We start from the raw sequence: 24,478 nt of genomic DNA, 5'->3' as shown, positions 1-24,478 counted from the left end.
GCGCTCAATCGTCCAGCGGAAAGGGTGCGATCGGCTGCAGCAGCTCGAACTGCTCTGTCAGCGGCGGGTGGTCCAGTTCGGGCCAGTCCAGCTCCCCCAGCGGGCAATCGAAGTCGGGCAAGCGGTCCAGCAGGTCGCGGATGAGCGTGAGGCGGCCATGTTTCTGGTCGTTGTAATCTACCACCGTCCATGGGGCGTGATCGGTGTGGGTGGCGGCGAACATCGCTTCGCGCGCAGCCGAATATTCGGCATATTTGGTGCGCGCCTTGATATCGATGGGCGAGAGCTTCCAGCGCTTCAGCGGGTCTTCCAATCGCTCCGCAAAGCGTTCTTCCTGCGCTTCCTGTCCGGCGGACAGCCAGTATTTGAACAGCCGGATGCCGTCATCGACGAGCATCTTTTCAAAGGTCGGCACGGTCTCGAGGAAATGCGCGACCTGCTCGTCTGTGGCAAAGCCCATCACCTTTTCGACGCCCGCGCGGTTGTACCAGCTGCGGTCGAAAAGCACGATCTCACCGGCGGCCGGCAAATGCGGGACATAGCGCTGGAAATACCATTGCGTGCGCTCGACATCGCTCGGCTTGGGGAGCGCGACTACGCGGCACTGGCGCGGATTGAGCCGCTGGCTGATCGCGCGGATCGTGCCGCCCTTTCCCGCCGTATCGCGCCCTTCCAGCAATACGCAGATGCGCTGCCCGGTAGTGCGGGCCCAGCGAGCCATGGCAACAAGCTCGAGCTCCAGCGGCTCGAGATGTTTTTCATATTCGTTTCGCTTCATGGGAGCAGTCTTCCAGCCGGACGCCGCGCGCGCAAGCGCTATTGGCGGCAGGTGCCCCGCGCGGTAAGGCCCACGCCGACATGACACAGCCGCAATCTCCCGCCGTAACCGACCGGATGCTCGCCAAGGCCGAAACGCTGATCGAGGCGCTGCCCTATTTCCAGCGCTATGCCGGGCGCAGCTTCGTGGTGAAATATGGCGGGCACGCCATGGGCGATCCTGAAGCCGCGCAGGATTTTGCCGAGGATATCGTGCTGCTGAAGGCGGTCGGCATCAATCCGGTGGTGGTGCATGGCGGCGGGCCGCAGATCGGCGCAATGCTTGGCAAGCTGGGAGTGGAAAGCGAATTCGTCGACGGTCTGCGCGTCACCGATGCGGAAACCGCCAAGGTCGCCGAAATGGTGCTGTCGGGCGCGATCAACAAGGAACTGGTCGGCTGGATCACGCAGGCCGGCGGCAAGGCCATTGGCATATCGGGCAAGGACGGGCGGCTGGTGCGCGCCGAAAAGGTTCAGCGCAGCGTGAAAGACCCGGACAGCCAGATCGAGCGGGCCATCGACCTGGGCTTTGTGGGCGAGCCGAAGGAAGTGGATACCACCATTCTCGAAACCGCAAACACGGCAGGGATGATCCCGATCATCGCGCCGATTGCCAGCGACAGGGAAGGCAATACCTACAACATCAATGCCGATACCATGGCGGGCGCGATTGCGGCGGCGTTGGGCGCGGCGCGGCTGTTTTTGCTGACGGACGTGCCAGGCGTGCTCGACAAGCAAGGCGCGCTGATGAGTGACCTGACGCCCGCCGATATTGCGCGGCTCCAAGGCGACGGCACGATCAGCGGCGGGATGATCCCCAAGCTGCAAACCTGTGTGGACGCGGTGGAGGCGGGCTGCGAGGCGGCAGTCGTGCTCGATGGCCGCGTGCCGCATGCCATGCTGCTGGAATTCTTCACCAGTCGCGGCGCAGGTACGTTGGTGAGCGCCGCTTGACCTGTATTAGCGCGGTGATACACTGCGATCAAAGGAATAGGAACACATGAACGGCCTGATTACCATCATCGGCATTATCGGCATCCTGGTGAACGTGCTCATCTGGCTGGTGATCGCGCAATTCATCATCAGCCTGTTATTTGCCTTCAACGTCATCAATGGATCGAACCAGTTCATGGTGGCGGTTTACAATTCGATCAACCAGCTGCTCGATCCGATCCTGCGGCCGATCCGCCGCTTCATGCCGGATACCGGCGCATTGGATTTCTCGCCCATCGTGCTGATTGTCGGCCTGCAGATCCTGATGTGGATTCTCGGGCGCGCGGCGATGGGGCAACTTGTCTGAGAACGCGCGAGGCTTTGACATTGGGCGCGGCCTGAAGCAGGGCGATTCCATGATCCTGCGCCATGCCATCCTCGCCGTTTCCGCTCTCGCCATAGCTGCGTGCAGCAGCCCGCAGGGCGCGCGCGAGCGCATGCAGGCGCGTGTGGCCGAGCGCGTATTGGAGCGCGAAGGCACTATTGGCGAACCGGGGCGCGTCGCTGCTGCCGATTTCCGCATGGCGCGCGAAGCGAGAGAGCAAGGCCAGTGGAGCGTGCTGCGATCCTACGCCGCATCCGATGCCATCATACACGGACGCAACGGGGTGTTTCCCGCCGACAGTTTTCTGCGCGCGCAGGCGAGTAACGCCGTGCCCGCCAATCTGTGGGGCCCGAACACGGTCTGGACCAGTTGCGACGGTTCGCTTGCAGTCACGCAGGGGCGTTTTGAGGAGCCGTCGGGCCTTGTCGGTAGCTATGTAACGGTGTGGGAACGCCAGCGCGACAACAGCTATGAATGGACGTACGATTTTGCTGTCCACGACGATCCGCAGCCCGCGCCCGAAGCGGAGCCGGACGTGCCGGAGGACGCGATTGTCGTACCGGGGCTGACGTCTATTCGGGGCCATATCGCCGACTGTCCGGTTCGCGGCGAAAGTTTCCCCATTGCCCCCATCGCGCAGCGCACTGGCGTCAATTCGCCCACGCCCGTCTGGTCGGACGACCGGACGCTGCGCTGGCACTGGAGTCACGGAGCTGACAATGCGCGCAGCTTCTCGCTCTTGTGGCGACGCAATGGCGAATGGGAGGAAGCGACCACGCTTTCCGCCCCAGCGCCAACCGCCGACTGAGGCGCGCATGACAGAGCTTTTCATCTCCGCCTTCATTACCCTCTTCGTCGTGATCGATCCGCCCGGCTGCGCGCCGATTTACGCCGGCCTTACCAAAGGCGCGACGCAGCGCCAGCGCACCGTCATGGCCGTGCGCGCCACGCTGATCGCGGCCATCATCCTGCTGATTTTCGCCCTGTTCGGGGAAGACCTGCTGGGCGCGCTGCATATCGAGCTGAACGCCTTCCGCATCGCGGGCGGGTTGATGCTGTTCTGGATCGCATGGGAAATGGTCTTCGAGAAACGCACCCAGCGCCGCGAGGAACGCGCCGAGAAGGTTGCGGCCACGCCCGAGGTGGAGGACGTCTCCGTCTTCCCCATGGCCATGCCCATGCTTGCCGGCCCGGGCGCGATTGCGGCGATCATGCTGTTGATGAACGAGGCGGACGGTCTGGAAGCCTCGCTCGTGGTGATGGGCGCGCTGGGCGCCGTGCTGGTGCTGACCATGCTGGCCCTCGTCGCGGCAGGTCCGCTGATCAAGCTGCTGGGCGACCGCGTGGAAGCGGTGATTACAAGGTTGCTGGGCGTGCTGCTGGCAGCGCTCGCGGCGCAATATGTGATCGACGGGCTACGCGGGGCTTTTTTGCTTTAGGTCCGGCCATCCGGCCGGACATCCTCGGTGCTATTCGCTTCGTCCTTCGGACTGCGCGGCACCTGCGGTCGCCCGTTCGGGCTCGGTCCGATGCTAGTCGCACCGGAAGCAGCGCAGATTTACTACCGTGTCGCGGAGCTCCGTCCGAGAGGACGGCAAGGGCGAACGCCCGCCCGCAGCGGGCACGCAGCGAAGCGAAGTGCGTCTAGCGAGGACGCGCGCCCGGATGGGCGTGCGGAAACCAAACTACTGAAGAGTCACCCGGTCATCATCGGGATCACCTCGCCCGAAGAACTCCATCAACTGCACCAGCAGGTCGCAGCGCTCGCGCAGATTGGGCGCTTCGAGCAGCGCCTGTTTTGCCGCCGAGTCGAAAGGCGCGATTTGCGATACACCGTTGATCAGTGCGACATCGTCAAGACGGCTGACCGAATCCCAGTCGATGGCATATCCCTGCATGTCGGCGAATTTGCGCGCCTCGTGCTCGAAGCTGGCGCGTTCGCCCAGTGTGAGGAATTCCTCGTCCGGGTCGGCAATCAGTTCGGCCTCGACCTGGCGGAACGGCGTGGTCACTTCGATCTCGCGCACCACGCGGAAGCGGGAGATACCGGTCAACACGATATTGTAGAGCCCGTCCTCGCTCGTTTCGACGTCGGCGATCTTGCCAACGCAGCCGACATCGTAGAGCGGGGCGCTTTCGACCGTATCGGAAGGCTGGATCATGCCGATCAGCCGGTCGCGCGCCAGCGCATCGCCCACCATGGCGCGGTAGCGCGGCTCGAAGATGTGCAGCGGCAATTGCAATTCCGGAAACAGGATCGCGCCCGTCAATGGGAAGATGGAGAGGCGCATCGTCACCCGAACAGGATCAGGCTGAGCTTGCGGCGCTGTGCGGACACCCACGGGTCTTCGAGGCCGACCGCTTCGAACATCTGCAGCAGCTTGGCCTTCGCCTCTTCATTGCCTTCCTCGCCGCCGCCCTGAATGGCGCGCAGCAGGGTGTCGGCGGCCTCATCGCGCTCTCCGGCGGCGAAGGCGGCTTCGGCGAATGCCATCTGCGCATCGGTATCGGCAGGCCGTTCCGCCGCAGCCTTGCGCAAATTGTCAAGCTCTCCGGTATCGACCTGCGCGCTCGCCAGTTCGAGGGCGCTTGCTGCCTGCGCTACGCTGGCATCGTCCTTCAATTCCTGCGGCAGCGTGTCGTAATGCTGTTGCGCGGCATCCGCCTGTCCCGCTGCGACCAGCGCGCGGATGAGCCCGGAATGCGGCTCCGGTTTGTCGGGCGCCATTTGCGCGATCTGCATGAAGATGCCTGCCGCGCGCTCCCCATCGCCTTCGGCTAGAACCTTCTCGCCCATGGCGATAAGCTGGTCCAGATCGGGCTGTTGCTGGCCTCCACTCGATCCATCATCCGCACCCGCCTGGATCGGCAGCTTGGAGAGCAATTCGTCCAGCGCAGCCTTCAATTGCGACTCGCTGCGCATCGGGGTGAGGTCGGCGACGGGCTGGCCCTGGAACATCGCATAAACGGTGGGGATGGACTGCACCTGGAACTGGCCGGCGATGAATTTCTCTTCATCGACATCGATCTTCGCCAGCACCACGCCTCTATCGGCATATTCGGCGGCGACTTTCTCCAGCACCGGGGCGAGCGCCTTGCACGGCCCGCACCATTCGGCCCAGAAGTCGATGATCACGAGCTTCGTCTGGCTCGGGTCCACCACGTTCTGGCGGAAGCGGTCGACCGCTTTCTGTTCGTCGATATTCAGCCCCATGCTTGCCATGTCTGCAATCCTGTCAAATGCGTTGCGGGGCGGCCAGGCCCCTTGAAGTCCGTGACAGCCAATGTGGCCATTCCTGCGCCGATGTGAACCCCGATACGGCGCTTGTCAGCCCTTTCGCGTTTTGCGCGCATTTTGCGCTTGCGAGGGTGGCGGCTCGCTGCTAACTGCGCCGCTCCCCGCCCGAAACGGCTCGATTGAGAGCGCTTCGGGAGAGCGTCAGTGAGCGGGCGTAGCTCAGGGGTAGAGCACAACCTTGCCAAGGTTGGGGTCGGGCGTTCGAATCGCCTCGCCCGCTCCATTTTCTCTTGTCGCACCGGTCAATGCGCTTCCAGCGTGATGAGCCCTGCCTTGAGCGCGCGCACCGTGGCCGAGACGCGGTCGGATGCGTCAAGCTTTTCGAAGATGCGCTTGATGTAAGTGCCTATCGTGTGCGGCGAGATGCCGAGGATTTCGGCGATGTCGGTATTCGATTTGCCCTGCGCGATCCAGTACATCACGTGGCTCTCGCGCGCAGAAAGCTCGACCTGCTCGCGCGCTTCGGCCTGCGATTGCAGCACGCAGATTTTCTGGTGCGCGGCCTGCATGATGGTGCGCAGGATGGCGATGCGGCCGCTATCGTCCTGTCCGGGGTCGTGATGAAAGCCGAATGACGCATAGGCGTCGCGCCCGGCCGGACCGAAAAGCGGGATGCCCACGCCATAGCTGAGGCCGAAATCGCGCATGGCGCGGAAATATTCCGCAATGCGCGGATCGTCATGGTCGGTCTGCATCTCCATGACTGCGGACCAGGTCTGCACCTTGCCCGCGCGCATGACGAAATCGGGGATGGGGTCCGACTTGCGGAAGGAGTAATCCTCGTAAATCGACACCCACTTGTCCGGAAACCCATCGGCATTGACAATGGTGTTGAGCGATGTCTGCCGCTCGAACTTGGGCGTGAAATGGTAAGAGTGCCGGGCTGCGCCGAATTGCTGGCTGGCCTCGCGCACAACATCGAACACGCAGCCGATTTCGCTGCACCTGTCGATCGCAGAGACTATCCGCTGCATCGCAGCAACCCCCAGACCGCAGCGGTGATTCGCCGCGAGCTTGCGACGTTACCAGATCGCGCAAACCCCTCCAAACCGCTGCGAATACGCCGTTCGGCTGCAATTACATACGTATGTGTCCCGCGATTGCGGGACTGGTCCAGAATGAACCATTCGCCCATTTTGTGCATCGCAACATCGATAACCAATTTGGAAACCGACATGACCCTTCACGACAAGCGTCTGAAACAGGCCGCGCGCCTGCAGGAAAATGCCAATGCGCTGTCCAATCAGGCCATGGCCCTGTCGCAATTGGCCGAGGATCTGCTCGCCGATATCGAGGATCCGGACATGGATCATCGCTGGCTCGGCCAACGGCTCGATTTCGAGAACGAAATGCTGCTCGCTGCCAGCGCAGAGCGGATGTACCGCGACCGCGCCGCACGCCGGTCCTTCTTTCCGCAGGAGCTGTTTGCAGAGCCCGCCTGGGACGTGCTGCTGGACCTGTTCGCCAAGGAAGTGCGCGGTCAGCGTGTGCCCATCGGCAAGGCCATCGCTGCGTCCCACGCACCCCATGCCACCGCCCTTCGTCACATCAACTCGCTGGTCGATGCCGAGATGATCGAGCGGCGCGGCAATGACGACGACCAGCGAGTCGCCCTGCTCTCGCTCACCAAGGAGGCCCGCCGTTCCATGCGCGCCTATCTGCGCAGCAAGGCGGCGGTGGCGGCGGCCAGCTAAAACCTACACAGCCTGGAAGGGTCGCAGGGCGAGGGCGCGCCAAACCGGCGCGCTCTCGCCTTTTCAATAACCTTCCAGTTCGTCGCCCTGGATGGTGACGACGTGGACGAGGTTGGTTGCGCCCGACTGGCCGAAAGGGACGCCTGCCATGATGGCAAAGCGGCTGCCCGCTCCGCCAAAGCCGTGGCGCAGCGCCATGCGCTTGCCCTTGGCGATCATCTCTTCGAAGCTGCCGATATCCTTTGTCTGCACCGGATGCGCGCCCCATAGCAGCGCCACGCGGCGGCCCACTTCCATGCTAGGCGTCAGCACCATGACAGGCACTGCGGGCCGTTCACGCGAGACGCGACGGGCGCTGCTGCCGGACGAGGTGAAGACGCCGATCGCGCCAAGGCTCACCGTATCGCCGATGGTCATGCAGGCATGGGCCAGCGCGTCTGCCGTGGTGGGGTCGGGCGGGGTATCGAGCAGGCGCACGCGCTCCTTGTAGTCCTCGTCCTTTTCCACCTGCTTGGCGATGGCATCCATCATCATCACCGCCTCTTCCGGCCAGTCTCCCGCGGCTGTTTCGGCAGACAGCATCACGACGTCGGCGCCGTCATACACGGCGTTGGCGACGTCCGAGACTTCGGCACGGGTGGGGGCGGGGCTTTCGATCATGCTTTCCAGCATCTGCGTCGCCACGATGACAGGCTTGCCGGTGAGGCGGGTCTGATTGACGATCTTCTTTTGCAGCGGCGGCACTTCTTCGGGATTGAGCTCCACGCCCAGATCGCCGCGGGCCACCATGATGCCATCGGCCTGCTCGATGATTTCGCCCAGACGGCGCACGGCCTGCGGTTTCTCGATCTTGGCGCAAAGGGCTCCGCGCCCGCCCATCAGCTTGCGCGCTTCGGCAAGGTCGTCCGGCCGCTGTACGAAGGACAGGCCGATCCAGTCCGCGCCCTGCTCCAGCGCGAAGGCCAGGTCGCGCTTGTCCTTGTCGGTGAGGGCGGGGATCGGGATTTCCGCATCGGGCACGTTGACGCCCTTGCGATCCGAAATCACGCCGCCGACTTCGGCCACACAGACGAGGCCCTTCTCGCTCTTTTCCTTGATGCGGAAGCGCATCTTGCCATCGTTCACCAGCAGGCGCTGGCTTTCTTCCACCACATCGAGGATTTCGGGATGCGGCAGCTGAACGCGGGTGGCATCGCCGGGCTCGTCCGAACGGTCGAAGGTGAAGGTAGCGCCGTGGGCGATGGTCGCGCGGCCATCTGCGAACTTGCCGACACGCAGTTTCGGCCCCTGCAGGTCTGCCAGAATGGCGATCGGGCGATGGAACTCGGCTTCCAGCGCGCGGATATTCGCGATGGTTTTCGCGTGGATATCGTGCTCGCCATGGCTCATGTTGACACGGAAGGCATCGGCACCTGCAAGGAACAGCGCGCGCAGCACTTCGGGGTCTGCCGTCGCCGGGCCGGTGGTAGCGAGGATCTTGACCTTGCGGCCGCGAGGTTCGAGCTTTGTCATGGGCACCGGCCTATGACAGGGCGATAAGACAAGACAAGGACTAATGATGACGCAGGCAACCGATCCGCTGGACAATCTTCCCGACGATGTGGCGGCGGACGCCTTCCGCCGCCTGGTGCGCCATTTGCGCCATCGCCACGATGCGCAGAATATCGAGCTGATGGGGCTGGCGGGTTTCTGCCGCAATTGCCTGGCTGACTGGATCCGCGATGCGGGCTATGACGGTGACAAGGCCGCTGCGCGCGAGCTGATCCACGGCATGCCGCAGGAGGAATGGAAAGTCACCCGCCAGACGCCTGCGACCGACGAGCAACTCGCGGCCATGGAAGCGAGCCTCGCCAAGAACCGCGCCGACCTGCGCTGAGCCGCGGTCGCCCATCGGGATATTTTTCCACACGGTTTGCGCGCTCGCTGCCCTGCGCTAACCAGCGATCAACCGATTCTCACATCACCGGAGCATATTTGAAATGGCCGACGCCACCGACGACCGCCTGCGCCTTCTGATCGAGCGTATCGAGCGCCTCGAAGAAGAAAAGAAGGGCATCGCCGACGATATTCGCGATGTTTACGCAGAGGCCAAGGCGGTTGGCTATGACGTCAGGATCATGCGCCAGATCGTGCGCCTGCGGAAGATGGACAATAACGACCGCAGCGAGATGGAAACCATCCTGGAAACCTACAAGGCTGCGCTCGGGATGGGTTGAACAGGCGGAGGACGGTCGATGGCCGCGTTCGCACTTGTCGAAGACCGGCTAGTAGCTGCGGATGGCAAATTTGCTATCTGGCAGTCCGTCGGTCCCGAATATTCGGTCCGCGTCATCATTGGTTATGCGGATGGGCGTCCGCTCTATCGTTTCCATTTGCTTACGCGCGAAGTCGCAGGCGAGTGGCAGGCAGTCCTATCGCCAGGCAGGAGGGACCACGTATTCGACAGCGCCCTCCTGGGCAAGATGCCCGAGCTGGTGAAAGCCGCGATACCGGCGATGATAGGCCTTCCCAACTTTGGGCTGGTCGATGACGTAGCAATCCTGCTTGCCCCTGCGAATATTGTGGAGATGACGGTGACAGATCCACGTTTTCACGAGGCGGAAGACCTCATCGTGATGGCAAGACGCTTGTAAGCCGGACGCAACGCCAGAGATTGGTCGGCAGACAGGCGCTCGAGTTCAGGATTTTCATGCGCCACAAAGCCGCCCTCGGCATGATGTAGCTTGACTTCGCTCTGTGTATTGGCGTAGTAACACACTATAGCGTGTGGGACGCAGATATGGGAGCAGGGTCTTGGCAGAAACATCGAATAACAGGTTGAAGGGATTTGTCGGGCTGGTCCTGTTCGGCCCGCTGGTCATCGCCGTCATGGCGATCCTCGCCATGATTATGGGCGCCGGCGCGGGCTGGATCGCGGGATTGATCTTCCCGCAGGTGTTCGAGAACCTGTCGGACCTTGTCTTCACGGAAGAAGTGCCGGCCTGGCAGATCGGCGCCATGCTCGGCTTTATCGCCACTTTCCTGCGCGTCAGCTTTCCGCGCCGCCGCTGACGCGCGCATCGCAGGGTTGCAGGCCGACGCTTCCGAAGGCACACACGTCGGCAGGAGGGGGCGCGATGTCACACCAGTTTAACGCCATTCGTATCGCCGTGTCGCGAGACTAGCCGATGCAGGGCCAGTCTTTCCGCAGTGTCCTCACAGGCCTGCTCGCGCTCCTGCGCGATCCGCTGGCGCTGGCGCTGCTGGCGGCGACCATCGCGCTGACCGTCGGGGTTGCGTGGCTGCAGCATGCCGCATTGAGCAGCCAGCCCTTCGGGTTGCTGACCACGCTTGGTCCGGCAGTCCTGCAAATGGTGGGCTTCGCAGTGATCGGCTATGGCCTCGGCTATGTACTGCTGGCCGACATGCGCGGAGGCAAGACGGATGGCGTCGTCCGCTATATCGGCCTCTACATCCTGTACCTGCTGGCATTTGGGATTATCGCAGCGATCGTGCTGGGCGGCTTCGCCATTGCCTTGGGCTTCGGCGCATCGATGCAATATGTCGCCGTGGTGGTAAGCATGCTTACCGCGCTGTTGTTATTCCCGGCGCTGGTGCGATTGAAACTGCTGGCGGCCGATATAGAGGAGCCGCGCCTCGGCACGTTGTTCGGCGAGCTGTTTTCCGCGCTGCTGCCCCACCTTGTATGGATCGTGCTGCTGACCGTGCCTCTGGGCTTTGCCACGGTCGCCCTGTTTGGCAGCACGTTCGACGTGGAACCCGCTGCGGGCGGGCTACCCATGCTGATCGGACAGGCAGCCATTGCCGGGCTTTCCAGCTTCATCCAGGAAGCGATCAGCGTCGTGGCGGCGCGGCAGCTTGGCTCCAGCCCAGCCAGCGAGGCCGCCGTCTTCGAATAACGCGCCCCGGCCGTCGCGAAGGGGTGACGCGTGGGCCTTGCTTCGCTAGGGCGATGCGCAGCAATCAACTCCCATGCGACAGGCGACGACAGACAGATACCATGGCAGGCCATTCCAAATTCAAGAACATCATGCACCGCAAGGGTGCGCAGGACAAAAAGCGGTCCAATCTCTTTTCCAAGCTCAGCCGCGAAATTACCGTGGCGGCCAAGATGGGTACGCCCGATCCGGACATGAACCCGCGCCTGCGCCTTGCGGTCAACACGGCCAAGGCGCAGTCCATGCCCAAGGACAACATCCAGCGCGCTATCGACAAGGCGACGGCGGCTGACGGCGAGAATTACGAGGAAGTGCGCTACGAGGGCTATGGCCCGGCCGGAAGCGCCATCATCGTCGAAACCCTCACCGACAATCGCAACCGCACCGCCACAGCCGTGCGCACCGCATTCAGCAAGCATGGCGGCAATCTGGGCACGGAAGGCAGTGTGCAGCACGGCTTCGAGCGGCTGGGCCTGATCGAATATCCCGCCAGTGCGGGCGATGAGGACACAGTGCTGGAAGCAGCGATGGACGCGGGCGCGCAGGACATCGAAAGCAGCGATGACGGGCATGCCATCTGGACAGCCCCGGACGATCTGCACCAGGTCGCATCCGATCTGGAGAAGGCGCTGGGCGAGGCTGAAACAGTCAAGCTGGCATGGAAGCCCAACATCACGGTCGACATGGATGAAAAAGCGGCGGGCACGCTGCTCAAGCTGATCGACGTGCTGGACGATGACGACGACGTGCAAACCGTCTGGGGCAATTACGAGATCTCCGACGAAGTGATGGAGAAGATCGGCGAGTGAAGTGGGTCGAATGGCTCTTCGTCATTCTTCTCGGCGCCGCTTTCCTGCTGGCGCTCGCCTGGCGGCTGGGTTGGCGTATCGGGCTCGGCTAACATGAGCCGAATGGCATGACCATCATCCTCGGTCTCGATCCCTCGCTCAGTTGCACGGGTTGGGGCGTGATACGGGTCGAGGGCAGCCGCATCGCGCATATCGCCAATGGCGAAGTGAAGACCGATGCCAAGGCTTCCATCGTCCAGCGGCTCGCGCAGCTGCAGCGCGAACTCGCCGCTGCTATCGCCGCCCATGCGCCGGACCGGGCGGCGTGCGAGGAAGTGTTCGTTAACAAGAACCCGCAATCGACGCTGAAATTGGCGCAAGCGCGCGGCGCGGTGCTGGCGGCGTGCGGCATGGCGGATCTCGTTGTGCGCGAGCATTCGGCCCGGGGCGTGAAAAAGGCCGTGGTCGGCACTGGCGGGGCGGACAAGCGGCAAGTGCAAGCCATGCTCAAAGTGTTGCTGCCCGGCGCGCAGATTGCGGGCGCGGACGCCGCCGACGCGCTGGCCGTCGCCATCGCGGATGCGCATACACGCTAAGCGGCAACGCCCGGCAGCTTTCCTACAGCGCAAACGGCCGGTTAGCGCGCGCTCATGCAAATTTCTTCGACCCGCTTTGTTTTTCTTCGGCAAAGTGTCAACTTCGCCAGATCGTCTTTACTCTCTGAAATAAAATCGGAAAACGGCCATATACCGTCCCTCGCAAGTGTCGGCTTTGTCAACTTCGCGGGTAAACTTGGGCTTCGACAAAGTGCCGTCGCTGCCTGTATGGACGAACCATGTATCTCGTTCTCTTTCGCAGTACCAAGCGCTCCGGCATCGATGCGGAGGTTTATGCGGCGCAGGCACAGGCGATGGAAGCTTTGGCGAAGGCGCAGCCGGGTTTCCTCAGCTTCAAAAGCTATGTGGCTGGCGATGGCGAAACCGTCGCCATCTCCGAATGGGCCAGCGAGGATGCAGCGCATGGCTGGGGCCGCGTGGCCGAACACCGCATCGCGCAGGCCGATGGCCGCAAACGGTGGTATGCCACCTACACGTTATACGCCTGCAACAATCCCCTGACACACCGCTTCGTGGCAAAGGACCCTTCATGATCCACCTCTACGGCATCCCCAATTGCGACACCGTCAAGAAGGCCCGCAAATGGCTGGACACAAATGGGCTCGAATACAGCTTTCACGATTACAAGAAGGAAGGCGCGGATGCCGAGAAGCTGTCGCACTGGGCCGACCGATGCGGTTGGGAAGTGCTGCTCAACCGGCGCGGCACCACCTTCCGCAAGCTGGACGAGGCGGACACGGCCGATATGGACCGCGAAAAGGCTCTCGCCCTGATGGTGGAGCATCCCAGCATGATCAAGCGCCCGGTGATGGAGCGCGAGGGCGACGAGCACGTGCTGGTCGGCTTTGCCGAAAGCGAATGGGAAAACGCGCTTGGCTGATCCGCTGGCGGCATTGGAAGGCGGACCCGTGGTGGTCTTCGATGCCGAATGCGTGCTGTGCAGCGCGAATGCCCTCTTCATCCTGAAACGCGACACACGCCGCCGCTTCCGCCTCGCCTCCATGCAGGGCGCCGCAGGCAGCGCCATCTACCGCATGCTGGGGATTGACCCTGCCGATCCGGAAACGATGGTGGTGGTGGACGGAGCGCACGTCTGGCGCGACAGCGACGGGGTGCTGGCCATCTGGCGCGGCCTGCCGTGGCCGTGGACATGGCTGGCGGCGCTCGGCAGCATGGTGCCGCGGATATTGCGCGACCCGGTCTACCGCCTGATCGCGCGCAATCGCTATCGCCTCTTCGGCAAGCGCGAGACATGCTGGATGCCGGACGCAAAGGATATGGAGAGGGTTCTGCCATGATACGCTGGATGCTGCTGTTGCTTGCCACACTGATCCCCACCGCGCTCGCTGCACAGGAGGCCGACATGCTCATCATCGCCCATCGCGGAGCCAGCGGGGACCGCCCCGAACACACACTGGCCGCCTATGAACTGGGCGTGCGGCAGGGCGCGGATTATATCGAGCCGGACCTGGTGCCGACTGCCGACGGCGTGCTGGTGGCGCGGCACGAGAACGAGATTAGCGGAACGACCGATGTCGCCGACCGCCCGGAATTCGCCGATCGCCATACGACCAAGATGATCGATGGCGAGGAAGTGAGCGGCTGGTTCACCGAGGACTTCACGTTGGCCGAACTGCGCACGCTGCGCGTCCGCGAGCGTCTGCCCGAGATCCGTCCGCAGAACACCGCATTCGACGGGCTGTACCAGGTGCCAACGCTCACCGAGGTGATCCAGCTCGCTCGCGCGCTGGAGGAAGAGACGGGGCGCACGGTAGGCCTCTATCCGGAGATAAAACATCCGACCTATTTCGAAGGTCTGGGTTGCGACCTGGCCGCTATGCTGGTCGAGCAATTGCACAGTGCTGGGTATGAAGGCGCGGAGGCGCCGGCGTTCATCCAGAGCTTCGACATCGCCCCGCTGCGGCGGCTGAACGGCATGACCGATATCCGGCTGGTGCAGCTTGTTTCCAACGAAGGCGGCCCGGCGGATGATCCGTCGCGCAGCTACGCCGACATGGTGACGCCCGAAGGCCTGGCCGAGATCGCGGAGTATGCGGACGGGATCGGCGCAGCCATCCCGCTATTGCTGGGAGAGGACGGTGCCTCGACAGGCGTTATCGAAGCGGCGCAGGCAGGGGGTTTACTTGTCCACGCATGGACCGCGCGAAAAGAAAACATTTTCCTTCCGGCAGCGCTCAGGAGTTCTGCCGATGACGCAGAGGAGGGCGCCATGGAGGTGCTGATCCGGTTGCTCGAAAGCGCCGGAGTGGACGCGGTGTTTACCGACGATCCGGGCCTGATGCTCGGCACTATTTCCGATTAGGCGTGCCGCGCCGTCACGATGTAATTGAGCGAAAGGTCGTCCGACAGATGCAGTCCTTTGGACGGCGACCACGCAACGCCTTGCGGATTGCCCATCTCCAGCCCGGCGGCTTCCAGCAGATTTTCCAGCTCCTCCGGGGTCACGAAATCGTGCCAGTCATGCGTGCCCTTGGGCACCATGCCGCTCGCCTCGGCCGCCTCCACCAGCAGCGCGCGGCTGGCGAGCGTGCGGTTGGGGGTGGAAAGCACCATCACTCCGCCCGGCGCGAGATGCGCGGCGAGTTGCACGGCGAAAGCCTGCTTGTCGGCCACATGCTCGATCACTTCCATGCTGGTAACGAGGTCGAAATGCCCAAGCCCCAGCGAACCCAGCTCGCCGGGGATGTAGCGGATATCCAGCCCCGCGCCTTCGGAATGCGCGGCGGCGGCCCGCGTATTTTCCGGCGACGCATCCACGCCCGTCACCTCTCCGCCAAGCCGCGCCAGCGGTTCGGTCAGCAGGCCCGCGCCGCATCCGACATCCAGCACGACCTTGCCTGCCAGCGGGCGCACGCTCTCGATATCGCCGCCCCAATGCATGTCCACCGCTTCTCGCAGGAATTTGAGGCGCACCGGATTGAGCTTGTGCAGCATGGCGGAGGAGCCTGCCGGATCCCACCAATCCGCCGCCAGCGCGCCGAAGAAGTGCGCCTCCTCGGGCCGGATGGTGGCGGAACCGGTTTCGGATGTGACAGTTGCGTCTGGCATTGCGGCTCCCTAACAGCGCGCGAAGGGTTCGACCATATTAACGCATGAGGCAAGCACTTGGCCCGCATCGTGATGAAATTCGGCGGCACCTCGGTCGCGGGGACGGAACGCATCCGGCGCGTCGCCAATATCGTGCGCGCGCAGGCGGCCGGGGGTAACGAGGTCGCCGTCGTCGTTTCCGCCATGGCCGGCGAGACGGACAGGCTGGTGAACTTCTGCCGCGAGGCCAATCCGCTCTACGATCCGGCGGAATACGATGTCGTCGTCGCCAGCGGGGAGCAGGTGACGGCGGGCCTGCTGGCTCTCACATTGCAGGCCATGGGCTGCAAGGCGCGCAGCTGGCTGGGCTGGCAATTGCCGGTGAAAACCTTCTCCGCCCACGCCAATGCCCGTGTGGGTGAAATCCATGCCGAACGGCTGGCAGACAGCATGGCGGAAGGCGAGATCGCCGTAATCCCGGGCTTTCAGGGCGTGTCCGATCACCAGCGCATCACCACCATGGGGCGGGGCGGTTCCGATACTTCGGCAGTCGCCGTCGCCGCAGCCGTGGGCGCGGACCGCTGCGATATCTACACCGATGTGGACGGGGTCTACACCACCGACCCACGCATCGTGGCTCGCGCACGCAAGATCAAATACGTATCCTACGAGGAAATGCTGGAGCTGGCATCCGTGGGCGCGAAAGTGCTGCAGACCCGCTCCGTCAGCCTCGCGATGAAGCACAATGTGCGGGTGCAGGTGCTCTCTTCCTTCGTGGAAGAAGGCTCGCCGCCGGCCGACACGCTGCCGGGCACGATGATCGTGTCCGAAGATGAAATGCAGGACATCCTGGAGACGACAGATATGGAACGCCAGACCGTTACCGGCATCGCCCATGACAAGAATGAAGCGCGCGTGGTGCTGACGCGGGTGCAGGACAAGCCGGGCGCGGTGGCGGATATTTTCGCACCGCTGGGCGATGCCGGCATCAATGTCGATATGATCATCCAGAATGTGGGCCGCGACAAGGGCGAGACGGACGTGACCTTCACCGTGCCGCTGAACGAACTTGCCCGCGCGCAGGCGCTGCTCGAAGATCGCAAGGAAGCGCTCGGCTTCAACCGCATCATCACCGACAGCAAGGTCGCCAAGATCAGCGTCGTCGGCATGGGGATGAAAAGCCATGCAGGCGTCGCTGCTACCATGTTCCGCGCGCTGGCGGAGCGCGGCATCAACGTGCAGGCAATCTCCACCTCGGAAATCAAGGTCAGCGTGCTGATCGACGAGGACGAGACCGAACTGGCCGTGCGCGTGTTGCACACCGCCTACGGGCTGGATGCCGAAGAGGGCGAAGCGGCCTGATGCGGCGCGCGCTGACCTTCGCTGGCTTCGTTATCCTGCTCAGCCTCGGAGCCTACGCTTCGATCAACGCGCCGGATTGGTTGGACGAAGCCGGCGTCGAGCGTTCGAAATGAGCCACACCGCCAAGATCCTCCTGCTCGGCTCGGGCGAACTGGGGCGCGAATTCGTCATCTCGGCCAAGCGGCTCGGCGCGCATGTCATCGCCTGCGATGCCTATGACGACGCGCCTGCCATGCAGGTGGCGGACGGGCGTGAAGTGTTTTCCATGCTCGATGGCGATGCGCTGCGTGCCGCTGCCCGCAAGCACCAGCCCGATTATATCGTGCCCGAGATCGAGGCGATCCGCACCGAGGTGCTGGCCGATCTGGAGGAGGAGGGCCTCACCGTCATCCCCTCCGCCAAGGCGGCGCAGATGACGATGAACCGCGATGCTATCCGCGATCTCGCCGCGCTGGAACTGGGGCTCACCACCTCGCGCTATCGCTACGCCGAGAGCTTCGACGAAGTGCAGGCGGGCGCGGCGCACACCGGCTTTCCTTGCGTCATCAAGCCGGTCATGTCCTCCAGCGGCAAGGGGCAGAGCAAGGTCGATAGCGAGGCCGAGCTGCAGGCCGCATGGGACCATGCCGTCGCCAATATGCGCGGAGACCGGGCGCGGGTGATCGTGGAAGAATTCATTGCCTTCGATTACGAGATCACGCTGCTCACCGTGCGCCATAAGGGCGGCTTCACTTTCTGCGAGCCTATCGGCCACCGGCAGGAACGCGGCGATTATCAGGAAAGCTGGCAGCCCGCCGCGATGAGCGAGGCCGCGCTCGCCACGGCGCAGGAGATGGCCCAGAAGGTCGTCTCGGCGCTGGAAGGCGAGGGGCGGGGATACGGCCTTTACGGCGTCGAGTTTTTCGTACGCGGCGAGGAAGTGATCTTCTCCGAACTTTCACCCAGGCCGCACGACACCGGCATGGTGACGCTGATCTCGCAGAGCTTGTCCGAATTCGACCTGCATGCCCGCGCCGTGATGGGTCTTCCTATCCATGGCGAGGAACCGGCCGTGCCCGCCGCTTCCGCCGTCATCCTCGCCGATCGCGACAGCAGCGATTTCAGCTTCGAAGGTGTCGCCGATGCGCTGGGTCTCAGCCCCGATGTCGATGTCCGCATCTTCGGCAAGCCCACCACAAGGCCCTATCGCCGCATGGGCGTGGCGCTGGCCGTGGGGGAGGATACCGACGATGCCCGCGCGCTGTCGGCGCAGGCGGCAGGCATGGTCCGCATTGCCTATGGCGACGGACCCGCCTAGTCGCACCGGCATGAGCAGCTATCCCAAGACATCCGCGCTGATGGCGCGCGGTATCGAATTTCTCGGCAGCGAGCACGCCATCATGTGCGGCGCGATGAGCTGGGTGTCGGAGCGCAATCTCGTCTCCGCTATCAGCAATGGCGGCGGCTTCGGCGTGATCGCCTGCGGGGCGATGACGCCCGACTTGCTCGATGCGGAAATCGCCGCGACCAAGGCGATGACGGACAAGCCTTTCGGCGTGAACCTCATCACCATGCACCCCGACCTTACCGATCTGATTGCGGTCTGCACGAAGCATGGTGTGAGCCATGTGGTGCTGGCAGGCGGCATCCCGCCCAAGGGCAGTGTCGAGGCGATCAAGGCCGGCGGTGCGAAAGTCATCGTGTTCGCACCCACGCTGGCGCTGGCGAAGAAATTGCTGCGGTCAGGCGCGGATGCGCTGGTGATCGAAGGCAGCGAGGCGGGCGGGCATATCGGGCCGGTGTCCACCAGCATCCTCGCGCAGGAATTCCTGCCCGAGCTGGCGCAGGATTTCGTGGTCTTCGTTGCCGGCGGAATCGGCACGGGCGACATGATTGCCGCCTATCTGGAAATGGGCGCATCCGGCGTACAATTGGGCACGCGCTTTGCCTGCGCCACCGAGAGCATAGCCCATCCCGATTTCAAGAAAGCCTTTTTCCGCGCGAAGGCCCGCGATGCGGAAACCAGCGTGCAGGTCGATCCGCGCCTGCCGGTGATCCCGGTGCGCGCGCTCAAGAACAAGGGCACGGAAAGCTTCACTGCCAAGCAGCGCGAAGTCGCCGCCGTGCTCGACCGCGGCGAGGTCGACATGAACGAGGCGCAATTGCAGATCGAGCATTACTGGGCAGGCGCGCTGCGCCGCGCGGTGGTCGATGGCGATATTGAAAACGGGTCGATGATGGCCGGCCAGTCGGTCGGCCTGGTCAAGGAAGAGGAACCGGCAGCCGAGATCATCGTCAAACTCATGTGCCAGGCGGAGGACGCGCTGGCTCGGCGATAGGAGAGGACGCGACATGTGCAAGCAGACGACCCATGCAGGACCGACCGTCCCGACATTCGACCGGCGCCAGTTCGCGCTTCTGACCGGGTCGGCCACCCTTGCCGCCTGCACCGGTATCGACGGTGAGCTTGACGAAGACCTGATCGGCACGCCCACGCTGACCGAGGACGATGTGCAATTCGCCACCGCCGATGGCGAGATGGATGCGCTGTTCGTCCGGCCGTCGGCCGGCACACATCCCGCTGTCATCCTCTGGCCCGATATCGCAGGCGTGCGCGACGCCAAGCGCATGATGGCCCGCCGCTTGGCCGAAGCGGGCTATGCTGTGCTGCTGGTCAACCCGTATTACCGCGACGTGACCGGCCAGCAATTTGCCAGCTTCGCCAACTTTGCATCGTCCGGCGGTTTCCAGACCGTGCGGCCCTGGCGCGACAAGCTGTCCTCCGAAGCGATCATGCGCGATGCCGACGCCATCGTCGATTTCCTCGATGATCAGGACGGCGTCGACCGCGCCCGCCGCATCGGTACGCAGGGTTATTGCATGGGCGGCCCCTTCACCGTCTACAGCGCGCATGCTCGCCCTGACCGTGTAGGCGTTGCTGCCAGCTTCCATGGCGGCGGACTTGTGCGCGAGGACGATCACAGCCCGCACCGCCTGCTGGCCGAGACGCCGGACACCAACTACATCTTCGCCATTGCGCAGGATGACGATGCCGAGGCGCCCGATCACAAGACCGTCCTGCGGCGCGCCGCATCGAACGCCGAAGTCGGCGCCGAGGTAGAGGTCTATTCTGCGGACCACGGCTGGTGCGTGCCCGACAGCCCGGCTTACAACCACGACGAGGCAGAGCGAGCCTGGTCGCGCCTACTGGCGTTTTACGAGGGGCTTTGACCCTGCGCGGAATCGCCCTAGGCTTCCGCTATCATGACCGACGCGAAGAATCGCGCGGGGACAATCTGGAGAGAAAGATGACCGAGCGCCGCCTCGATAAGGCCCATTGTGACTGGTTTGCCGACGAAGAGATCGAGGATCGCACGATTGGCGATCTGCTGCGCGAGCAAGCCGAGAAGAACGGCGATGGCGACGCGCTGGTCGAGGGCCTGCCCGACGGCACGACGGGCCGCCGCTGGACCTATGCCGAATTGCTGCACGATGCCGAGCGCATGGCGAAAGGCTTCGCCGCGCGCTTCCAGCCGGGTGAGCGCGTCGCCGTGTGGGGCCCGAATATTCCGGAATGGGTGCTGGTCGAATACGCTGCCGCGCTCGCCGGGCTGACGCTGGTGACGGTCAACCCCGCCTACCAGAAGCGCGAGCTGGATTTCGTGCTGCGCCAGAGCAATTCTGCCGCGCTGTTTTTGATCTCAGAGTTCCGCGGCAATCCGATGAAATCCATCGCGCAAGGCGTGGCCGAAGACCTGCCAACGCTGCGCGAGATCGTCGATATGCAGGACGAGGCGTCGCTCTACACCGATCCCTCGGGCAGCCTGCCCGATGTCGACACCAACGATCCTGCGCAGATCCAGTACACGTCGGGCACCACCGGTTTTCCCAAGGGCGTGGTGCTGTCGCACCGCAACCTTACCAACAATGCCCGCCTGTTCGTGAAAGTGGGCGACTTGCCCAAGAACCTTTCCACCATCGGCCTCACGCCGCTGTTCCATACGATGGGGTGCTCGATGGGCGTGCTCGGCTCGCTGCAGTCGGGCGGGGCCTATTGCCCGTTGCTGGCATTCGATCCCGGCGCGGCGCTGGACATTATCGAGCGTGAGAAAGTCAGTTGGACGATCTGCGTGCCGACCATGGCGGTGGCGATGGTGGCGGCGCAAAAGGCGCAGCCGCGTGACCTTTCTTCGCTGGAAATCATCGGCATGGGCGGTGCGATGGTAGCGCCCGAACTGGCCCGCGCGGTGGAAGCCACGCTGGGCGCCAAGGCGCTGGTCGCCTACGGCCAGACCGAAAGCAGTCCGCTCATCACCAGTGGCCGCCCTACCGACGATTTCGAGGATATCGTGACGACCATTGGCCAGCCTGCGCTGGGCTGCGAAGTGGCCATCGTCGACGCGGCAACCGGTGAAGTGCTGCCTTGCGATACGGTCGGCGAAATCCGCTCCCGCTCCTACGCCACGATGCTGGGCTATAACGACAATCCCGAAGCGACGGCCGAAACCGTGACCGGGGATGGGTGGCTGTGCACCGGCGATCTCGGCACGATGGACGATCGCGGCTATGTGAAGATCACCGGACGGGTGAAGGAAATGATCATCCGCGGCGGCGAAAACCTGTTCCCGGCGGAAATCGAGAACGTGCTGCTGGAGCATCCCGCCATTGCCGAATGCGCCGTGGTCGGCGTGCCCGACGATGTGCTGGGCGAAGCCGTGGCCGCCTTTATCCGCGTGCAAGACGGGGCCGAGTTCGATCCCGACGCTTTCAAGGCGCATGTCCGCAGCCAGATCGCGCCGCAGAAGTGCCCGGCCTATTGGACGCAGGTGACCGAATGGCCGCTGACCGGTTCGGGCAAGATCCGCAAGTTCCAGCTGCGAGACGACTGGGTGGCCGCGCACACCAAGGAAAAGTCGATGGACAGCTATGGCGGCTAGGTGACCGGGCTAGTCGCCCGGCGTAATTTCTTTCAACTTTTCCAGCGCGCGACGCTTGCGTCGCCGCAGCGTCCACCAAAAGCCGCATCCGCCAATGCCGGCCCCGCATAGCAGCGCCATGCCGCCCACCCAGGCGATGGCAACGCCGATGGCGCCTGCCAGCGCCAGCAGGAATTGCACGAGAAATTCCAAGACGGTCTGCATGGCGGCAGTCTAGCCCATCCGAGCCCTCCGCGCCACCGCGCCTGCTGTCGGGGGCGAGCCTTTACAGGATGGACTGGCCGGTGCTTTCCCAATCCTTCAGGAAGCCGTCGATCCCCTTGTCGGTGAGCACGTGCTTGAACAGCGCATGGATCACCTTGGGCGGCGCGGTCATCACATCGGCGCCGATCCGCGCGCTTTCCAGCACATGCGTCACGTGCCGCACACTGGCGACAAGGATTTCGGTGTCGAACAGGTAATTATCGTAGATCAGCCGGATGTCGCGGATCAGATCCATGCCATCGACGCCGTTATCGTCATGACGACCCACGAAAGGCGAGATGAAGGTCGCGCCCGCCTTGGCTGCCAGCAGCGCCTGATTGGCCGAGAAACACAGCGTCACATTCACCATAGTGCCATCGTCGGTCAGTGCCTTGCAGGTCTTCAGGCCATCGACCGTGAGCGGCACCTTGATGCAGACATTATCCGCGATCTTGCGCAGCTTTTCCGCCTCTTTCATCATCGTTTCATGGTCGAGAGCGACCACTTCGGCGCTGACCGGGCCATTCACGATGTCGCAAATGTCCTTGGTGACTTCCATGAAATTACGCCCGCTTTTGGCGATCAGACTGGGATTGGTGGTTACACCGTCCAGCAGGCCGGTCGCGGCGAGGTCGCGAATATCGTCAAGTTCGGCAGTGTCGGCGAAGAATTTCACGGGCGAATCTCTCTCTTGCAGCAAGGGTTTGGATGGCCGCCGCTATAGGCGCGAGGATGGGCGCGTGGCCAGAGCGCCTCGCGCGATTTCCTCCGCCATGCGATGGTGCTTGCCGCATCGGCGTGCTGCGCTAGGATGCTTCTCGGCCGAAACGGTTTTGGCGGGAGAGTAGGGTGTTTGAATTTCTGGTAGCCGTATTGGTGCTGGTGATCGTGTTCGTGGTCATGGCCGTGCGCGTGGTGAAGCAGGGCTATGTCTACACGGTGGAGCGGCTCGGCAAATATACCAAGGCTGCAGAACCCGGGCTGCTGATCATCTTCCCCTTCATCGACCGCGTCGGCCAGAAGGTAAATATGATGGAGCAGGTTCTGGACATTCCGGGGCAGGAAATCATCACCAAGGATAACGCCATGGTCGGCGTGGACGCGGTGGTCTTTTTCCAAGTGCTGGATGCGGGCAAGGCGGCTTACGAAGTTTCCAACCTCTATGCCGCGATCATGGCGCTCACCACCACTAACCTGCGTACGGTGATGGGCAGCATGGATCTGGACGAGACATTGTCCAAGCGAGACGAAATCAATGCCCGCCTGCTCGCCGTGGTCGACCATGCGACCTCGCCATGGGGCGTGAAGATTACCCGGGTCGAGATCAAGGACATCCGCCCGCCGGTCGATATCTCCGAAGCCATGGCGCGGCAGATGAAGGCAGAGCGCCTGAAGCGTGCCGAAATCCTCGAAGCCGAAGGTGACCGCGCATCGGAAATCCTGCGCGCCGAAGGCTCCAAGCAGTCCGCAATCCTTGAAGCCGAGGGCCGCCGCGAAGCCGCTTTCCGCGATGCAGAGGCGCGCGAGCGTGAAGCCGAGGCCGAGGCAAAGGCGACCGAAATGGTGTCGCAGGCCATCGCCACCAGCGGCAGCCAGGCAATCAACTATTTCGTGGCGCAGGAATATACCAAGGCCGTCGGCAAGTTCGCCACCAGCCCCAACGCCAAGACCATTCTTTTCCCGGTAGAAGCAACGCAGTTGATCGGCACGCTGGGCGGCATTGGCGAGCTGGCGAAAGAGGCGCTGGGCGAGCATGGCTCTCCCACTCCGCCGCCTGCGACAGGCGCTGCCGTGCCGCGCAGCCGCGGGGGCGCGTGATGGACTGGCTGAGCGATGTCGACCATCATTTCTTCTGGCTCGCGCTGGGCTTCTTCCTCGCCGCGGCGGAAATTCTCGTCCCCGGCGTCTTCCTGATATGGCTGGCCGGTGCCGCAGTCATCACCGGCATCATCGCCTGGGGAACGCCCATAGGCATTCCGCTGCAAATCGCGTTGTTCGCCGTGCTGGCGATCCTCGCGCTGTTTTCCGGCAAACGCTATGTGCGCGACAATCCTATCGTCGAGGCCGACCCGAAGATGAACCGCCGCGGTGCGCGCCTTGCGGGTGAAACCGCAATCGTGGTCGTGCCTATCGACGGCGGCAGCGGCAGGGTGAAGCATGGGGATAGCGAATGGATAGCGCGCGGCCCGGACGCAGCTCTCGGCGAGCGCGTCCGCATCACCGGCACGGATGGCGCAATCCTGCTGGTGGAAAAGGTCGAGCCGAGAGCTACAAGACAATCGATCACCGCGAGCGAATGACCGAGCGGGAAGGAGCGCGCGGATCCACGGTCGCACGTGGGTCCCTCAGTTCAGTGACATCAAGTGACTGACCGAGCCCGAACGGGCGACCGCAGGTGCCGCGAAGCGAATAGCACCGAGGACGAGGGCGCGGATGCACC

The 24,478-nt window shown here is 63.5% G+C and carries 31 protein-coding genes and 1 tRNA gene; 24 read left to right on the top strand and 8 right to left on the bottom strand.

Translation table 11 applies throughout. From position 1 onward, the window contains the following. Positions 1-4: 4 nt before the first annotated feature. Positions 5-778, bottom strand: a complete 774-nt coding sequence (gene ppk2 / locus BMF35_RS01905; protein ID WP_047006685.1) for a polyphosphate kinase 2 — start codon at positions 776-778, stop codon at positions 5-7. A gap of 80 nt (positions 779-858) precedes the next feature. Between ppk2 and argB the strand changes: the two genes are divergently transcribed. The 4 genes from argB to BMF35_RS01885 are packed head-to-tail and all read left to right on the top strand — an operon-like array spanning position 859 to position 3,573. After that, on the top strand, positions 859-1,770 hold the full coding sequence (argB, locus tag BMF35_RS01900; protein WP_047007504.1) for an acetylglutamate kinase: 912 nt from the start codon (positions 859-861) through the stop codon (positions 1,768-1,770). Between the two features lie 46 nt (positions 1,771-1,816). Beyond that, a complete protein-coding gene (locus BMF35_RS01895; RefSeq protein ID WP_047006684.1) occupies positions 1,817-2,116 on the top strand; it encodes a YggT family protein in 300 nt (99 codons plus the stop codon). A gap of 49 nt (positions 2,117-2,165) precedes the next feature. After that, a complete protein-coding gene (locus BMF35_RS01890; protein WP_071961155.1) occupies positions 2,166-2,942 on the top strand; it encodes a hypothetical protein in 777 nt (258 codons plus the stop codon). 7 nt (positions 2,943-2,949) lie between these two features. Beyond that, positions 2,950-3,573, top strand: a complete 624-nt coding sequence (locus BMF35_RS01885) for a MarC family protein (RefSeq protein WP_047006683.1) — start codon at positions 2,950-2,952, stop codon at positions 3,571-3,573. Positions 3,574-3,819: 246 nt separating this feature from the next. On the opposite strand, the gene BMF35_RS01880 is transcribed toward BMF35_RS01885, so the two are convergent. Together BMF35_RS01880 and BMF35_RS01875 are read right to left on the bottom strand one after the other, a co-directional pair. Continuing rightward, positions 3,820-4,425 carry an LON peptidase substrate-binding domain-containing protein gene (locus tag BMF35_RS01880; RefSeq protein WP_047006682.1) on the bottom strand — a complete coding sequence of 202 codons (606 nt, stop codon included), beginning with the start codon at positions 4,423-4,425 and terminating at the stop codon, positions 3,820-3,822. Positions 4,426-4,427: 2 nt separating this feature from the next. Beyond that, a complete protein-coding gene (locus tag BMF35_RS01875; protein ID WP_047007502.1) occupies positions 4,428-5,348 on the bottom strand; it encodes a tetratricopeptide repeat protein in 921 nt (306 codons plus the stop codon). 232 nt (positions 5,349-5,580) lie between these two features. Between BMF35_RS01875 and BMF35_RS01870 the strand changes: the two genes are divergently transcribed. Next, a tRNA-Gly gene (locus BMF35_RS01870) sits at positions 5,581-5,655 on the top strand. 19 nt (positions 5,656-5,674) lie between these two features. On the opposite strand, the gene BMF35_RS01865 is transcribed toward BMF35_RS01870, so the two are convergent. Continuing rightward, complete coding sequence (locus BMF35_RS01865; RefSeq protein WP_052766002.1) at positions 5,675-6,406, bottom strand: helix-turn-helix transcriptional regulator; 732 nt, start codon at positions 6,404-6,406, stop codon at positions 5,675-5,677. Positions 6,407-6,607: 201 nt separating this feature from the next. Between BMF35_RS01865 and BMF35_RS01860 the strand changes: the two genes are divergently transcribed. Next, on the top strand, positions 6,608-7,126 hold the full coding sequence (locus tag BMF35_RS01860) for a helix-turn-helix domain-containing protein (protein WP_156172096.1): 519 nt from the start codon (positions 6,608-6,610) through the stop codon (positions 7,124-7,126). Positions 7,127-7,189: 63 nt separating this feature from the next. Here BMF35_RS01860 and pyk read toward each other — a convergent pair whose 3' ends face one another. After that, complete coding sequence (gene pyk, locus BMF35_RS01855; RefSeq protein ID WP_047006681.1) at positions 7,190-8,638, bottom strand: pyruvate kinase; 1,449 nt, start codon at positions 8,636-8,638, stop codon at positions 7,190-7,192. Positions 8,639-8,684: 46 nt separating this feature from the next. Between pyk and BMF35_RS01850 the strand changes: the two genes are divergently transcribed. From BMF35_RS01850 to BMF35_RS01800, 11 genes are all read left to right on the top strand, one after another. After that, positions 8,685-9,002 (top strand): DUF1244 domain-containing protein, encoded by a 318-nt coding sequence (locus tag BMF35_RS01850; RefSeq protein ID WP_047007499.1) that lies wholly within the window; start codon positions 8,685-8,687, stop codon positions 9,000-9,002. A gap of 103 nt (positions 9,003-9,105) precedes the next feature. Further along, the gene (locus BMF35_RS01845; protein ID WP_047006680.1) at positions 9,106-9,342 is read left to right on the top strand and encodes a DUF2312 domain-containing protein; all 237 of its coding nucleotides are present in this window, start codon (positions 9,106-9,108) and stop codon (positions 9,340-9,342) included. Between the two features lie 18 nt (positions 9,343-9,360). Next, positions 9,361-9,759 carry a hypothetical protein gene (locus BMF35_RS01840; RefSeq protein ID WP_047006679.1) on the top strand — a complete coding sequence of 133 codons (399 nt, stop codon included), beginning with the start codon at positions 9,361-9,363 and terminating at the stop codon, positions 9,757-9,759. Positions 9,760-9,919: 160 nt separating this feature from the next. Then, positions 9,920-10,177, top strand: coding sequence for a hypothetical protein (locus tag BMF35_RS01835; protein WP_156172095.1), 258 nt, complete (start codon positions 9,920-9,922; stop codon positions 10,175-10,177). A gap of 116 nt (positions 10,178-10,293) precedes the next feature. Further along, complete coding sequence (locus BMF35_RS01830) at positions 10,294-11,025, top strand: hypothetical protein (RefSeq protein ID WP_047006677.1); 732 nt, start codon at positions 10,294-10,296, stop codon at positions 11,023-11,025. A gap of 101 nt (positions 11,026-11,126) precedes the next feature. After that, on the top strand, positions 11,127-11,873 hold the full coding sequence (locus BMF35_RS01825) for a YebC/PmpR family DNA-binding transcriptional regulator (protein ID WP_047006676.1): 747 nt from the start codon (positions 11,127-11,129) through the stop codon (positions 11,871-11,873). A 107-nt stretch (positions 11,874-11,980) separates the two neighbouring features. Continuing rightward, on the top strand, positions 11,981-12,448 hold the full coding sequence (gene ruvC / locus BMF35_RS01820) for a crossover junction endodeoxyribonuclease RuvC (RefSeq protein ID WP_047006675.1): 468 nt from the start codon (positions 11,981-11,983) through the stop codon (positions 12,446-12,448). Positions 12,449-12,687: 239 nt separating this feature from the next. Next, complete coding sequence (locus BMF35_RS01815) at positions 12,688-13,002, top strand: antibiotic biosynthesis monooxygenase family protein (protein WP_047006674.1); 315 nt, start codon at positions 12,688-12,690, stop codon at positions 13,000-13,002. Continuing rightward, the gene (locus BMF35_RS01810; protein ID WP_047006673.1) at positions 12,999-13,349 is read left to right on the top strand and encodes an ArsC family reductase; all 351 of its coding nucleotides are present in this window, start codon (positions 12,999-13,001) and stop codon (positions 13,347-13,349) included. The genes BMF35_RS01815 and BMF35_RS01810 overlap by 4 nt, the downstream gene beginning before the upstream one ends. After that, positions 13,342-13,767 (top strand): thiol-disulfide oxidoreductase DCC family protein, encoded by a 426-nt coding sequence (locus BMF35_RS01805; RefSeq protein ID WP_047006672.1) that lies wholly within the window; start codon positions 13,342-13,344, stop codon positions 13,765-13,767. The genes BMF35_RS01810 and BMF35_RS01805 overlap by 8 nt, the downstream gene beginning before the upstream one ends. Further along, positions 13,764-14,792, top strand: coding sequence for a glycerophosphodiester phosphodiesterase (locus BMF35_RS01800; RefSeq protein ID WP_047006671.1), 1,029 nt, complete (start codon positions 13,764-13,766; stop codon positions 14,790-14,792). Before BMF35_RS01805 ends, BMF35_RS01800 begins: the two co-directional genes overlap by 4 nt. Here BMF35_RS01800 and ubiG read toward each other — a convergent pair. Beyond that, entirely contained in the window at positions 14,789-15,538 is a 750-nt protein-coding gene (ubiG, locus tag BMF35_RS01795) for a bifunctional 2-polyprenyl-6-hydroxyphenol methylase/3-demethylubiquinol 3-O-methyltransferase UbiG (RefSeq protein ID WP_047006670.1), read from the bottom strand. The genes BMF35_RS01800 and ubiG overlap by 4 nt on opposite strands. Positions 15,539-15,595: 57 nt before the next feature. On the opposite strand from ubiG, the gene BMF35_RS01790 reads away from it, so the two are divergent. From BMF35_RS01790 to BMF35_RS01770, 5 genes are all read left to right on the top strand, one after another. After that, a complete protein-coding gene (locus tag BMF35_RS01790) occupies positions 15,596-16,879 on the top strand; it encodes an aspartate kinase (protein ID WP_047006669.1) in 1,284 nt (427 codons plus the stop codon). 109 nt (positions 16,880-16,988) lie between these two features. Then, complete coding sequence (gene purT / locus BMF35_RS01785; protein WP_047006668.1) at positions 16,989-18,176, top strand: formate-dependent phosphoribosylglycinamide formyltransferase; 1,188 nt, start codon at positions 16,989-16,991, stop codon at positions 18,174-18,176. A gap of 10 nt (positions 18,177-18,186) precedes the next feature. Beyond that, positions 18,187-19,197, top strand: a complete 1,011-nt coding sequence (locus BMF35_RS01780; RefSeq protein ID WP_047006667.1) for an NAD(P)H-dependent flavin oxidoreductase — start codon at positions 18,187-18,189, stop codon at positions 19,195-19,197. Between the two features lie 13 nt (positions 19,198-19,210). Next, positions 19,211-20,089 carry a dienelactone hydrolase family protein gene (locus BMF35_RS01775; RefSeq protein ID WP_047006666.1) on the top strand — a complete coding sequence of 293 codons (879 nt, stop codon included), beginning with the start codon at positions 19,211-19,213 and terminating at the stop codon, positions 20,087-20,089. Positions 20,090-20,166: 77 nt separating this feature from the next. Further along, complete coding sequence (locus BMF35_RS01770) at positions 20,167-21,795, top strand: AMP-binding protein (protein ID WP_047007498.1); 1,629 nt, start codon at positions 20,167-20,169, stop codon at positions 21,793-21,795. A gap of 9 nt (positions 21,796-21,804) precedes the next feature. On the opposite strand, the gene BMF35_RS01765 is transcribed toward BMF35_RS01770, so the two are convergent. Together BMF35_RS01765 and fsa are read right to left on the bottom strand one after the other, a co-directional pair. Then, a complete protein-coding gene (locus BMF35_RS01765; protein ID WP_047006665.1) occupies positions 21,805-21,999 on the bottom strand; it encodes a hypothetical protein in 195 nt (64 codons plus the stop codon). 61 nt (positions 22,000-22,060) lie between these two features. Next, complete coding sequence (fsa, locus tag BMF35_RS01760) at positions 22,061-22,714, bottom strand: fructose-6-phosphate aldolase (protein WP_047006664.1); 654 nt, start codon at positions 22,712-22,714, stop codon at positions 22,061-22,063. Between the two features lie 224 nt (positions 22,715-22,938). On the opposite strand from fsa, the gene BMF35_RS01755 reads away from it, so the two are divergent. Continuing rightward, positions 22,939-23,856 (top strand): SPFH domain-containing protein, encoded by a 918-nt coding sequence (locus BMF35_RS01755; protein ID WP_047007497.1) that lies wholly within the window; start codon positions 22,939-22,941, stop codon positions 23,854-23,856. Next, positions 23,856-24,338, top strand: coding sequence for an NfeD family protein (locus tag BMF35_RS01750; RefSeq protein ID WP_047006663.1), 483 nt, complete (start codon positions 23,856-23,858; stop codon positions 24,336-24,338). Before BMF35_RS01755 ends, BMF35_RS01750 begins: the two co-directional genes overlap by 1 nt. Positions 24,339-24,478 lie beyond the last annotated feature (140 nt).

The sequence above is a fragment of the Aurantiacibacter gangjinensis genome (genome assembly GCF_001886695.1).
GTDB classification, from domain to species: domain Bacteria; phylum Pseudomonadota; class Alphaproteobacteria; order Sphingomonadales; family Sphingomonadaceae; genus Alteraurantiacibacter; species Alteraurantiacibacter gangjinensis.
Note: the sequence above shows the minus strand (reverse complement) of the source record. Positions and strands in the feature narration are given on the sequence as shown.